Annotated in this window: 11 protein-coding genes; 5 read left to right on the top strand and 6 right to left on the bottom strand. The window is 65.9% G+C overall.

Annotation, left to right across the window (positions count from 1 at the left end; genetic code table 11):
• Positions 1–224: TetR/AcrR family transcriptional regulator (locus AC1RMY_RS23590; protein WP_492868730.1), on the bottom strand; the 224-nt coding region annotated here is incomplete at its 3' end.
• Positions 225–393: 169 nt separating this feature from the next.
• Between AC1RMY_RS23590 and AC1RMY_RS23585 the strand changes: the two genes are divergently transcribed.
• The 5 genes from AC1RMY_RS23585 to AC1RMY_RS23565 all read left to right on the top strand — a co-directional run bounded on the left by AC1RMY_RS23585 (position 394) and on the right by AC1RMY_RS23565 (position 4,663).
• The gene (locus AC1RMY_RS23585) at positions 394–903 is read left to right on the top strand and encodes a TRAP transporter small permease (protein WP_492868728.1); all 510 of its coding nucleotides are present in this window, start codon (positions 394–396) and stop codon (positions 901–903) included.
• A 14-nt stretch (positions 904–917) separates the two neighbouring features.
• A complete protein-coding gene (locus tag AC1RMY_RS23580; RefSeq protein WP_492868726.1) occupies positions 918–2,198 on the top strand; it encodes a TRAP transporter large permease in 1,281 nt (426 codons plus the stop codon).
• A gap of 72 nt (positions 2,199–2,270) precedes the next feature.
• Positions 2,271–3,281, top strand: a complete 1,011-nt coding sequence (locus AC1RMY_RS23575; protein WP_492868724.1) for a TRAP transporter substrate-binding protein — start codon at positions 2,271–2,273, stop codon at positions 3,279–3,281.
• Positions 3,282–3,356: 75 nt separating this feature from the next.
• Complete coding sequence (gene aroQ / locus AC1RMY_RS23570; RefSeq protein WP_492868722.1) at positions 3,357–3,803, top strand: type II 3-dehydroquinate dehydratase; 447 nt, start codon at positions 3,357–3,359, stop codon at positions 3,801–3,803.
• Positions 3,800–4,663, top strand: coding sequence for a shikimate dehydrogenase family protein (locus AC1RMY_RS23565; RefSeq protein WP_492868721.1), 864 nt, complete (start codon positions 3,800–3,802; stop codon positions 4,661–4,663). The genes aroQ and AC1RMY_RS23565 overlap by 4 nt, the downstream gene beginning before the upstream one ends.
• Positions 4,664–4,798: 135 nt before the next feature.
• On the opposite strand, the gene gyrB is transcribed toward AC1RMY_RS23565, so the two are convergent.
• The 5 genes from gyrB to dnaN all read right to left on the bottom strand — a co-directional run bounded on the left by gyrB (position 4,799) and on the right by dnaN (position 12,901).
• The gene (gene gyrB / locus AC1RMY_RS23560) at positions 4,799–7,222 is read right to left on the bottom strand and encodes a DNA topoisomerase (ATP-hydrolyzing) subunit B (RefSeq protein WP_492868719.1); all 2,424 of its coding nucleotides are present in this window, start codon (positions 7,220–7,222) and stop codon (positions 4,799–4,801) included.
• Between the two features lie 121 nt (positions 7,223–7,343).
• On the bottom strand, positions 7,344–9,182 hold the full coding sequence (recQ, locus tag AC1RMY_RS23555) for a DNA helicase RecQ (RefSeq protein ID WP_492868717.1): 1,839 nt from the start codon (positions 9,180–9,182) through the stop codon (positions 7,344–7,346).
• Positions 9,183–9,243: 61 nt separating this feature from the next.
• Positions 9,244–10,569 carry a methyl-accepting chemotaxis protein gene (locus tag AC1RMY_RS23550; protein ID WP_492868715.1) on the bottom strand — a complete coding sequence of 442 codons (1,326 nt, stop codon included), beginning with the start codon at positions 10,567–10,569 and terminating at the stop codon, positions 9,244–9,246.
• Positions 10,570–10,643: 74 nt separating this feature from the next.
• The gene (gene recF, locus AC1RMY_RS23545) at positions 10,644–11,771 is read right to left on the bottom strand and encodes a DNA replication/repair protein RecF (protein WP_492868714.1); all 1,128 of its coding nucleotides are present in this window, start codon (positions 11,769–11,771) and stop codon (positions 10,644–10,646) included.
• Positions 11,772–11,785: 14 nt separating this feature from the next.
• Complete coding sequence (dnaN, locus tag AC1RMY_RS23540; RefSeq protein ID WP_492868712.1) at positions 11,786–12,901, bottom strand: DNA polymerase III subunit beta; 1,116 nt, start codon at positions 12,899–12,901, stop codon at positions 11,786–11,788.
• Between the last annotated feature and the right edge of the window lie 127 nt (positions 12,902–13,028).

Genomic DNA, 13,028 nt, shown 5'->3' with positions numbered 1-13,028 from the left:
CGGTACAACCCCTCCTTGTCGCCGAAATAGTAGTAGATCATCCGCTTGCTGGTGGAGGTCTTGGCCGCGATCTCGTCGACGCGCGCGCCGCTCAACCCGTTTTCGACGAACTCGGCGCGCGCCACCGCCAGGATCTCGCGCCTGACGCCCTCGGGATCCTGCCTCCAGCTCGTAGTGCCGCGTGCCTTCGCCCCGGCCAGCCCGGACTTCGCTGTCAGACTCATCACCATCATCCACGCCGGTCGGCACCCTAGCGCGAAGCGCGTCCTGCAAATGAACCACGCAGTTAATTTCGCTTGACGAATTGAACTATATAGTACATTTCAACAGCAAGCCTGCCCAAGAGCCGGCGCTGACGGGAAACGCGCCGCCGCTGCGGCAGGGAGACACGCCATGGCGACACTGGTTGCGGGCTATTTTCGCCTGTTGAAGTCTCTCGTGGGCCTGCTGCTTGCCGGCATGGTCGTGCTCGTCTTCAGCAATGTCGTCCTCCGCTACGCCTTTGGCTCCGGCATCACCGTATCGGAGGAAATCGCGCGCTGGTTCTTCGTCTGGCTCGTCTTCCTCGGCGCGATCGTCGGCCTGAGGGAACACGCGCATCTCGGCGTCGATACGATGCTGCTGATGCTCGGGCCAAAGGGCCGCCGCATCTGCTACGTCGCCGGCCACGCACTGATGATCCTATGCAGCGCCCTGCTCGTGAAGGGCAGCTTCGCGCAGACGGTGATCAACTGGAACGTCAAAGCCCCGGCCACGGGCTGGTCCGTGGGGCTTTTCTATGGCGTGGGCCTGATTTTCGGCGTCTCGGCGATCGCCATCCTCTCCTATGAACTGATTCAGGCGCTCCTCGGCAGGGTCTCCCACGAGGACCTGATCGCGATCCGCGAATCCGAAGAGAACTGAGGGAGCGCGGATCGATGACGATTGCCATTTTCACAATCTCGCTCCTGGGCGCCATGGCGCTGGGCATGCCCATCGCCTACGCGCTGATCGTCTGCGGCGTCGCGCTGATGCTTCAGGTCGGGATATTCGACAGCCAGATCATCGCGCAGAACGTCATCAACGGCGCGGATTCCTTTCCGCTGCTCGCGGTCCCCTTCTTCATGCTCGCTGGCGAGGTGATGAATACGGGCGGGCTGGCCAAGCGCATCGTCAACGTGGCGCTGGCGGTGGTGGGCCATGTCCGCGGCGGGCTGGGTTATGTCGCGATCATGGCCGCCTGCATTCTCTCGGCCCTGTCCGGCTCTGCCGTGGCGGACGCGGCCGCGCTGGCTTCCCTGCTCGTGCCCATGATGGTCGCGGCGGGGCACAGCAAGAAGCACTCGACGGGCCTGATCGCGGCCAGCAGCGTCATCGGCCCGGTCATCCCGCCCTCGATCGGCTTCGTGATCTTCGGCGTCGCCGGTGGCGTCTCGATCTCGAAGCTGTTCCTCGCCGGGGTCTTCCCCGGGATCATGCTGGGGCTTGGTCTCTGCGCCGCCTGGTGGTGGATCGCGCGCAACGACGATTCCCAGCAGCGCGCCCGTCCGCCGGTGCGGGTCGTCCTGCGCAGCATCGTCGACGGCTTCTGGGCGCTGATGCTGCCCTTCATCATCATCTTCGGCCTGCGCTTCGGCATCTTCACGCCGACGGAGGCCGCCGTCGTCGTCGCTGTCTATGCGCTCTTCGTCGCCGTCTTCATCTATGGCGAGCTCAGCCTAAGGGATCTGCCGGCGATCTTCATCCGCTCCGCCATGACCACGTCGATCGTGATGTTCCTCGTCGCGGCGGCCATGGTCTCGGCCTGGCTGATCACGATCGCCGAGGTGGCGGGCCAGATCACCGACATGGTGCGTCCCTTCATGGGCAACCAGACGCTGCTGCTGCTCGCGATCATGGCCATCGTCGTCATCGTCGGCACGGCACTCGACATGACGCCGACCATCCTGATCCTGACGCCGATCCTGATGCCGATCATCAAGCAGGCGGGGATCGACCCGGTCTACTTCGGCGTGCTGTTCATCATCAACAACTCGATCGGCTTGATCACGCCGCCAGTCGGCACGGTGCTGAACGTTGTCTGCGGCGTTTCCAACATCAGCATGGCCGAGATCATCAAGGGCGTCTGGCCCTTCATGATCGCCCAGTTGATCGTGCTCTTCCTGCTTGTCCTTTTCCCCATTCTCGTCACCGGCCCCGCCAGATGGCTGGCTGGCTGACCTGATGCCGCATCCCGGCCACAAGGCCGCGAGCGTACCGCCAAACCAAGAATGCAAACCGGAGGAAAGATCATGCGTCCCATCACCTCGCTTCTCGCCACGGCGGCCCTTCTCTGCGCCACCTTGCTGCCCGCCGCCGTACAGGCCCAGATCAAGGAGCGCACCCTGCGCTTCCCGTTCCAGAACGTCGCCGACCATCCGCAAGGCAAGGGCGCGGCCAAGTTCGCGGAGATCCTGAAGGCAAAGTCGGGCGGCAAGCTCAATGTCCGCCTGTTCGCTGGCGGCCAACTCGGCGGCGACCTGCAGACCGTCTCGGCGCTCCAGGGCGGCACCGTGGATTTCACCGTGCTGAACGCCGGCCTGCTGGTCGGCCTCGACAAGCGCTTCGCGGTACTGGACTTCCCCTTCCTGTTCGCCACGCCGGAGGAGGCCGATGCCGTCGTCGACGGTCCCGTTGGCACGAAGCTGCATGCCAGCCTGGCGGACAAGGGCATCATCGGTCTCGGCTACTGGGAGCTCGGATTCCGCAACGTCACCAACTCCAAGCATCCGATCACCAAGATCGAGGATTTCAAGGGCCTGAAGTTCCGCGTGCTGCAGTCACCTCTGTTCATCGACCTGTTCAACACACTGGGCGCCAACGCCGTGCCGCTGCCCTGGCCGGAGGTCTATGCCGCGCTTGAGCAGAAGGTCGTCGACGGCCAGGAGAATCCCTTCCCTACCATTCTCGGCGCCAAGCTCAACGAGGTGCAGAAGTTCGTCTCCGAGACGCGCCACATCTACAACGCGCAGTCCTTCCTGGTCTCGAAGAAGCTCTGGGACGACATGTCGGCCGAGGAGAAGACGATCGTCACCGAGGCCGCCAAGGAGGCGCAGGCCTTCCAGCGCACGGCCTCGCGCGAGGCGATGGATTCCGCACTTGACGCGCTCAAGAAGGCCGGAATGGCCCACAATGTGCTGGCGACGTCCGAGAAGGCGCGCATTCGCGAGGCCGTGAAGCCCGTCGTCGCCAAGTTCGCCAAGGAAGTCGGCGAAGACATTGTCAAGGACGTCAACGACGCGCTCGCAGCTTTTCGCAAGTGAACGGCGCGGCCCGGGGCCGAAAGCCCCGGGCCACCGCGTTCTGGAACCTCTCTCTACAACTGCGAGAAGATCGCGATGTCCCGCCTCGTCTTCGTCCTGAACGGCCCGAACCTGAACCTGCTCGGCAAGCGCCAGCCTCACATCTACGGCCATGAGACGCTCGCCGATGTCGAGGCCGAGTGCCGCGAGGTCGCGGCCGGCCATGGACTCGACATCCGTTTCCACCAGTCAAACCGCGAATATGAGATCATCGACTGGATCCACGAGGCCCGCGGCAGCGCAGCCGGCATCATCATCAACCCGGCCGCCTTCACCCACACCTCGGTCGCGATCCTCGACGCGCTCAACACCTTCGAGCCGCCGGTCATCGAGGTCCACATCTCAAACGTGCACAAGCGCGAGGCTTTCCGGCACCATTCCTATGTCTCGCTGCGCGCCGACGGCGTCATCGCCGGGTTCGGCACGCAGGGCTATCCGCTGGCGATCACGCGGCTGGCGCGCCTGCTGGAGTCCAGGCCGTGAGCGCAGATCCTCGACCCGCCAGCTTCTCGATCGACGGCAGGACGCGCCTGATCGCGCATCTCGGCTACCCGACGGAGAGCTTCAAGGCGCCGATGATCTACAACCCCTATTTCGTGCAGATCGGCTTCAACGCCGCCGTCGTTCCTATGGGAGTCAAGCCAGAGGACTACGAGACCGCCTTCCGCGCGATCTTCCGCTTCAGCAACATCCACGGTGCGCTCATCACCATGCCGCACAAGGTGACGACCCTTGCGCTGCTCGATGAGGCTTCAACCAGGGTCAAGGTTGCGGGCTCATGCAACGCCGTCGTGCTGCGCCCGGACGGCTCGCTCTTCGGCGACATGTTCGACGGCGAAGGTTTCGTCCGTGGCATGCTGCGCAAGGGGCGCGCCGTTGCCGGAGCGCGCATCCTCCTGGTCGGCGCGGGCGGTGTTGGTTGCGCCATTGCGGCCTCGCTCGCCCAGGCCGGTGTTGCCGAACTCGCGCTGTTCGACGCGTATACGCCCATGATGGACGGCCTCGCCGAGCGCCTGCATGCGCATTATCCAAGCCTCGTCGTGAAGGTGGGCTCGAATGATCCCGCCGGCTACGATGTCGTGATCAACGCCACGCCACTCGGCATGGAGGAGGGCGATCCCCTGCCCATGGATGTCGCGCGCATCGCACCTTCGGCTTTCGTCGGCGAGGTCGTGATGAAGCAGGAGATCACACCCTTCCTGGCCGCCGCCCGGGCGCGCGGCTGCGAGTTTCAGATCGGATCGGACATGCTCTTCGAGCAGATCCCGGCTTACCTGGATTTCTTCGGCTTCCCGTCGACGACGTCGGACACACTGCGCGCCGTCGCCCAACTCAGTTATTGACTGCGCCCGACCGGCCGCTCAAGACCCTCAGGGGCCTCACGCCCTACGAGTTCATCTGCAAACGCTGGACGATCGAGCCCAAAAAGTTCAAGCTTGATCCGCTCCATAAAATGCCGGGATTGAACACAGTCGGCGTCAGGTGTCGACGGTCGCGTTCAGCGCGTTGGTCTGGATGAACTCGCGCCGTGGCTCGACGACATCGCCCATCAGCTTGACGAAGAGATCATCGGCCTCGTCGTTCTGGTCGTTCTTGACCCGCAGAAGCGAGCGGACATCGCGGTCGAGCGTCGTTTCCCAGAGCTGGTCCGGGTTCATCTCGCCGAGACCTTTGTAGCGCTGCAGCGTGACACCCTTCTTGCCGATGGCGGTGACCGCGTCGAACAGATCGGTCGGGCCGTTGACGGCATGGTCGTCGCCCTTGCGGCTGAGCACGCCGGGCTTCGAATAGGCTTCCTGCAGCGAAGCGGCCGAGGCGTCGAGCTTGCGGGCCTCGGCGCTGGCGAGCAGCCCGGTATCGATCACCGCGACCTGCTTCACGCCGCGCACCATACGCGAGAACAGGAAGCCACCCTCGCTGACCCTGCCTTCCCAGCCACGCTCGAGCTCGTCCGAGATCGCATCCAGACGCGCCGCGACCTTGGCTGCGGCCTCGTTGGCTTGCGCTTCGTTCTCCTCGGAGACGGGATGCAGCGCGCCAGCGATCGCCATCTGCTCGACGACGCGCCGGTCATAGCGCGAATGCAACTGCGAGAGCGTGTGGCGGATGCCGCGGGCTTCCTCGATCAGGCCACGCAAATCCGACCCGCCGCGCTCGGCGCCGTCGCTGGTCTTGAACACCGCGCCGTCCAGCGCCGTCTCGACCAAGTAATCCTCCAGGGCGCGCTCGTCCTTGAGATAGACATGGCTCTTGCCGCGCGCCGCCTTATAGAGCGGCGGCTGGGCGATGAAGAGATGGCCGCGCTCAATCACTTCCGGCATCTGCCGGTAGAAGAAGGTCAGCAGCAGAGTGCGGATGTGGGAGCCGTCCACGTCCGCGTCGGTCATGATAATGATCTTGTGGTAGCGCAGCTTCTCGATGTTGAACTCCTCGCGGCCGATGCCGGCGCCGAGCGCCGTGATCAGCGTGCCGACCTGTTCGGAGGAGAGCATCTTGTCGAAGCGTGCGCGCTCGACGTTCAGGATCTTGCCGCGTAGCGGCAGCACGGCCTGGTATTCGCGGGCGCGGCCTTGCTTGGCGGAACCGCCGGCCGAGTCGCCCTCGACGATGAAGAGTTCGGACTTGGCCGGATCGCGCTCCTGACAATCAGCCAACTTGCCCGGGAGCGAGGCGATGTCGAGCGCACCCTTGCGGCGGGTGAGGTCGCGCGCCTTGCGAGCAGCCTCGCGGGCTGCGGCCGCTTCCGCGACCTTGCCGACGATCGTCTTGGCCTCGTTCGGGTGTTCCTCGAGCCAGGTCGAGAGGGCCTGGTTGACGACGTTCTCGACGACGGGGCGGACCTCGGAGGAGACCAGCTTGTCCTTGGTCTGCGAGGAGAATTTGGGGTCGGGAACCTTGACCGAGACGATCGCGGTCAGGCCCTCGCGGCAATCGTCGCCGGTGAGGGAGACCTTCTCCTTCTTCGAGATGCCGGAACTCTCGGCATAGCCCGTGACCTGACGCGTCAGCGCGGCGCGGAAGCCGGCGAGGTGGGTGCCGCCGTCGCGCTGCGGGATGTTGTTGGTGAAGCAGAGCACGTTCTCGTGGTAGCTGTCGTTCCACCACAGCGCGACATCGACGGTGATGCCGTCCTTCTCCGAGGAAAGCATGATCGGCTGCGAGATCACCGGCGTCTTGGCGCGGTCGAGATAGCGCACGAAGGCCTCGACGCCGCCCTCATACATCAGCTCCTCGCGCACGATCTCGGCGCGGCGGGCATCCGTCAGCACGATGCGCACGCCGGAATTGAGGAAGGCGAGTTCGCGCAGGCGATGTTCGAGCGTCTTGTAGTCGAACTCGATCATCGTGAAGGTTTCCTGGCTCGGGGTGAAGGTCACCTCCGTGCCGCGCTTGTCCCCGGCCGGGCCGACGACGGCGAGCGGCGCGACCGCATCGCCATGGCGGAACTCCATGAAATGCTCATTGCCGCCGCGCCAGATCCTCAGCTTCAGCGAAACCGAGAGCGCGTTCACCACGGAAACGCCGACGCCGTGCAGGCCGCCCGAGACCTTGTAGGAGTTCTGGTCGAACTTACCGCCGGCATGGAGCTGGGTCATGATGACCTCGGCCGCCGAGATGCCTTCCTCGCTGTGGATATTCGTGGGGATACCGCGGCCGTTGTCGGTTACGGTGACCGATCCGTCGGCGTTCAGCGTGACGGTGACGATGTCGGCATGGCCGGCCAGCGCCTCGTCGATCGCGTTGTCGACGACCTCATAGACCATGTGGTGCAGGCCGGAACCGTCATCGGTGTCGCCGATATACATGCCCGGGCGCTTGCGCACCGCATCCAGGCCTTTGAGAACCTTGATGGAATCGGCGCCGTAGGCGGCGTCTTCAAGGTCGCGGGCAGCGTCATTCATGTCGTGGTCCTTAGGCAGGCACTGAAGGCACCTGCGATCGTCTTGATTCGTATCACGAATATAGGGGGTGAAGACGGCTTTTTCACGCGCCTACGCGTGCGTGCGCGAGAGCGGCTGGAATTCAGCCCGGGAAGCCGGCGATCGCCTCCAGGAAGGCCTCGCCATATTGCGTGAGCTTACGCTCGCCGACGCCCTCGATGGCGCGCATCTCTTCGAGCCCGATCGGACGGGCGCGGGCCATGGCGATCAGCGTGCGGTCGGTGAAGATGATGTAGGCGGCGACGCCCTCCTCGCGCGCCAGCGACAGGCGCAACTGGCGCAGATGCTCGAACAGCCCGGCGGTCCCCTCGTCGAGCCCGTCGGCGCGCGCGGCCTCGCGCCCGACGCGGCGCATGCGACGGTCGGCGTAAGGGTCGGCCCGGAGCTCGATGGTCTCGCGACCAAACAAGATGTCCTCGCCCTTCTCTGTCAGGCAGAAGCCGCCATGCTCGACGCTGGCCTCGGCGAGGGCTCCAGCTGCGAAGAGCTTGCGGGTCAGGGCGGTCCAGGCGCTCTTGGGCTTGTCCTGGCCGACGCCGAAGGTCTTCAGCCCGTCATGGTTCTGGCGGCGGATCGCCTCGGTCGCGGTTCCCGTCAGGATGTCGGCGAGATGGGCCGCGCCGAAACGCTGGCCCGAGCGCGCCACGGCCGAGAGCAGCTTGCGGGCGTCGAGGGTCGCATCGCTGAGTTCAGGCGCGTCCACCCCGCAGAGATCGCAGCGGATCGGGACATTCCCGTGTCGGCAACTCGGTGTCTCCTCACCGAAATAGGCGAGCAGCGCGCTGCGGCGGCAGAGCGCCGATTCGCAGAGATCGATCATGGCGTTCAGGCGCTTGTGCTCGATCCGGCGGCGCTCGTCGTCGATCGGCTTCTCGTCGATCTGGCGGCGACGCAACGCCATGTCGTCGATGCCGTAGAGCGTCAGCGTGTCGGCCGACAGCCCGTCGCGGCCGGCGCGGCCGATCTCCTGATAGTAGCTCTCGATCGAGCCGGGCATGTCGGCATGGACGACGAAGCGGACATCGGGCTTGTTGATGCCCATGCCGAAGGCGATGGTGGCACAGACGACGACGCCGTCCTCCTGCAGGAAGATGTCCTGGTTGCGGTTGCGCAGCCCCTGATCCAGGCCGGCATGATAGGCCAGCGCGTTCCAGCCCTTCTCGCGCAAGCCCTCGGCGAGTTTTTCAGTGCGACCGCGCGAGGAGCAATAGACGATGCCCGAGCCGTCGCGATGGCTGCGCAGGAACTCGTCGATCTGGCGGCGAGGCTGGTCCTTGGGCGCGAAGGCAAGCTTCAGGTTCGGCCGATCGAAGGAATGCACCACCAGATGCGGCGGCTTCGGGAAGAGTTGGCTCGCGATGTCGTCGCGCGTCTGCCGATCTGCAGTCGCGGTCAGGGCCGTCACCGGCACGCCGCCGAGCGCCTCGCGCGTCTTGGCGAGCAGGCGGTATTCGGGCCGGAAGTCGTGACCCCATTGCGAAACACAATGCGCCTCGTCGATGGCGAGCCGTGTCACGCCCAGCCGCCGCAGCCTGTTGACCAGCCCGTCGCCGGCGAGCCGCTCGGGCGAAACGAAGAGCAGGCGAAGATCGCCGGCATTCAGCTTGTCCCAGGCTTCGGTGGCCTCGCTTTCGCTGTTCATCGAATTGAGCGAAGCGGCAGCGACGCCCGCCCGCGTCAGTTGCCCGACCTGATCGCGCATCAAGGCGATCAGGGGCGAGACGACGAGCGTCAAACCGCCGGCGACGAGCGCCGGGAGCTGATAGCACATCGACTTGCCAGAGCCGGTCGGCATCACCGCGAAGACATCGCGGCCGGCGAGCGCAGCCTCGATCACCTCCCATTGGCCCGGGCGGAAATCGTCGTAGCCGAAGACGGATTTGAGGATCGCGCGGGCGTCTGATTCGAAGGGCTGCGGCATGGCGCAAGGGTGTGCCCGAGGCCGCGGCGAATTGCCAGTCCCGGACCCCTCGGGCGCGGGCTCAGCTCGCGTCGCGGATGACCGAGCCGTGCCTGTCGGCGCGCGCCTGCGCGACCTCGCCGAGAAAAACGGCGATCGAACCTTCCAGCTCCTGCGCTAGCCGGGACGTCGCCTTGATACGCTCATCGGTCTGCCGGGCGAGTTCGGCAGCCTCCCCGGCCAGTCCCTCGACCAGCGCGGCATGACGCGCGATCGCATCGACGCCGAGCGAAGAGCTTTCCGCCTGCGCCGCCACCGCCTCGATCCGGCCATTCTGGTCGGCGGCAGAAGCAGCGACCAGGCGTGCGCTCGCCTGCATGGCCAGCATGGTACTGCCGAGCTGCCTCACAGCGTCGTCGATGGCGAGGCTTGCACCGACCACCTCGTCGATGCCCTGGCGGATGGTTTCGGTCGCGCTGTTCGTCGCCGTCGCCAGCGATTTGACCTCGGCGGCCACCACGGCGAAACCGCGCCCGGCCTCACCGGCGCGGGCCGCCTCGATGGTGGCGTTGAGGGCGAGCAGATTGGTCTGCGCCGCGAGGCTGCGGATCAGCTCGACAACGTTGCCGATGCGGCCATTGGCCTGCCGGAGCATGGCGACATTGCTGGCGATGCCCTCGCAGCCGGCACTCGCCTCGTCCGCCGCCCGGCTGGAACGGGCGGTCTCGACCGTGATCTCGGCACAGGAAGCGCCGAAGTCACGGGTGGCGGCGACGATCTCGGCAACGGACGCCGCGACCTGTTCCGGCCTGCGCTGGGTGCCGGCGACCGCACACAGCGTTTCGCCGGCCTTGGCCGACAGCTCGCTCGAATAGCCGGAAATGTCGCCCATGCTGACTTCGATCGCCGAGATGCGCTCGGCGATGCCGTTCTGGAAGGCCTGTTCGACCTGCCTGATGCGCTCGGTCGTATGCTGGTCGATCGCCTCGTCGAAGCGGGCGATCGAATAGGCGATATCGGTCAGCATCAGCTTGCAGAAGACGCGCAGCGCCTCGTCGATCGAGCCCCAGCGCCGCTTCCATCCGGACACGATGACCGACAGGAAATTCGAGAAATCCTCGAGGAAGAACAGCGGGTAATCAGCCAGCAGGATGTCATGCTGGTTGGCCCGGCCGACGATACGCCGCTTAGCGGCGACGTAGTCGGCATCGAACTGTAGCGAGAACAGCATCCGGTACTTGGCCTGCTCGTCGCGATGGAGCTGGCGGTCGCGATTGAGCTTGTCGCGGCCGAAGGTCGAGCTGTAGAGCTTTTCGATCGAAGCGTCGAAATGCGGCGAGAGCAACGCGAGCAGGCGGCTCGCGATCTCTTTCTCCGATGCCGAGAACATGTTCGGGGAGGGCTGCATAGGCTCCACCACTGACATGAAATGGTTAACCGCCCATCAACCATGACCCTGCGGTACAGACCAAAGGGAGCGGCTCAGTCCAGGATCTCGACCTTGCCCGGGCTGACCGCGAGCCTCTGCGACCCCGACGGAAGCTCCGAGAACAGCGCCGCGTCGGCGCCGGTCATCCAGACCTGGCAGCCGAGCCCGGTCAGCCCTTCATAGAGCGCCGCGCGCCGGCGCGGATCGAGATGGGCGGCGATCTCGTCGAACAGGACCAGCGGGCTCAACCCGCTCATCGCCGCGACCAGCCTGGCATGGGCCAGAACCAGCCCGATCAGCAGCGCCTTCTGCTCGCCGGTCGAGCCCTGCCCGGCCGGAATGCCCTTGGGACCGTGAATGACTTCGAGGTCCGAGGCCTGCGGGCCGGTCAGCGTCCGGCCCGCAGCGCGGTCTCGGGCCCGGCCCTGGCGCAGCAGGGCGCGATAGCCGTCCTCGGCGTCGAGCGCGGCGCCCCGCGCGATCAGGAGGTCGATCTCACCCGATAGCGCGATACCGGCATGGGGAAAGGGCGAATTGTCGTCGCGCGTCTCGGCGATGATGGCGGAGAGCCGCGCCACCGTCTCGGCGCGGGCGGCCGCGACCGCGACGCCGAGTTCGGCGATCTCGCGCTCGATCGCGTCGAGCCATTGGGTCTGGCCCGGATTCTCCTCGAGAATGCGGTTGCGCGAGCGCAGCGCCTTTTCGAGTGCGTTGGAACGCGTGCCGTGGACGGGATCGACCGCGAGCACCAAACGGTCGAGAAAGCGGCGGCGATCGCCGGCCGCGCCCCGGAACAGGCCGTCGAGATCCGGCGTCAGCCAGACGACGCGCAGATGCTCGCTGAAGGCGAGCGCGGAGCCCACCGGGACGCCATCGATCCGGGCAAGCCGCGCCCGCTTGCCTTCGGAATCGGCCGTGCCTAGCCCGATGCCCAGCCGGGGACCATCGTCGCCAAGCGTGATCGAGGCCGCGAAGGAGCCATCGCCATCAAGACGGGCCATATCCGCCAGATCGGCCCGGCGCAGGCCGCGCCCCGGTGAGAACAGCGAAAGCGCCTCCAGGATATTGGTCTTGCCCGCTCCATTCTCGCCGACGAGCGCAACGATTTGGCCCTCGATCGTCAGATCGAGGGCCTCGTAGGAACGGAAATCCTGGAGGATCAGGCGCGCGACGGCGGCCACGATGATCGGCGTGCCTAGACGCGCATCGGCATCAGCACGTAGAGCGCCGACGCCCCCTCGCGATCCTGGATCACGGTCGGCGAGCCGGGGTCGGCGAGCTTGAGCAGGGCCGTGTCGCCATCGAGCTGGGCCGCGATATCCATCAGATAGCGGGCGTTGAAGCCGATATCGAGCGGGCTCGCATCGTAATCGACCTCGATCTCCTCGGTCGCCGAGCCTGAATCCGGGTTGGTGACCGAGAGCGTCATCCGGCCATCGGCCATGGAGAGCTTCACCGCCCGGCCGCGCTCGGACGAGATCGTCGAGACTCGGTCGACGGAAGCCGCGAAATCGCCCTTGTCGACGGTCAGGCGCTTGTCGTTGCCGGCGGGGATGACGCGCTGGTAGTCGGGGAAGGTGCCGTCGATCAGCTTCGAGGTCAGCACGACATCGGCGGTCGCGACGCGGATCTTGGTGGCGGAGAGTTCGATCGTGACCTCGCTCTCGCCATCCTCGAGCAGCTTCTGGATCTCGGACACGGCCTTGCGCGGCACGATCACGCCCGGCATGCCGGCCGCGCCCTGGGGCGCCGCCGTATCGACGCGGGCGAGCCGGTGGCCGTCGGTCGCGACCGCGCGCAGCACCGGGCGACCGTCGACGTCGATGGTGTGGAGATAGATGCCGTTGAGGTAGTAGCGCGTCTCCTCGGTCGAGATCGCGAACTGGGTCTTGTCGATCAGGCGCTTGAACTCGCCTGCCGGCAGCGAGAAGCGATGCGCCATCTCGCCGGCGGTGATGTCCGGGAAGTCGCTTTCCGGCAGGGTCTGGAGCTGGAAGCGCGAGCGGCCCGAGCGCAAAACGAGCCCGGTCTCGCCGGTGGTCTCGAGCGAGACCTGGGCGCCGTCGGGCAGCTTGCGCACGATGTCGTAGAGAGTATGGGCCGGGACGGTCGTGGCGCCGGGCTCGGGAACATCGGCCGCAACCGTCTCGACCACCTCGATGTCGAGATCCGTCGCCTTCAGCTTCAAGCCGCCTTCCGTGCCGCTGAGCAGCAGGTTCGACAGGATCGGGATCGTATTGCGACGCTCGACGACGCGATGCACATGGCCCAGCGACTTGAGCAGCGTGGAACGTTCGACAGTGACCTTCATATCATTAAGTCTTCTGGCGTGCTGGCGCCCACGGCGAATGCGCGGGCAGCGGAATGGCCCGCGACATTGCCGGAGCCCAGCGGTCGGCGCAAGGGCGGCGGCCGCCTGAAATCACAGCCAAAGGGCC

It is taken from the genome of Allobosea sp. GW822-FHT03F07, assembly GCF_058801345.1.
Note: the sequence above shows the minus strand (reverse complement) of the source record. Positions and strands in the feature narration are given on the sequence as shown.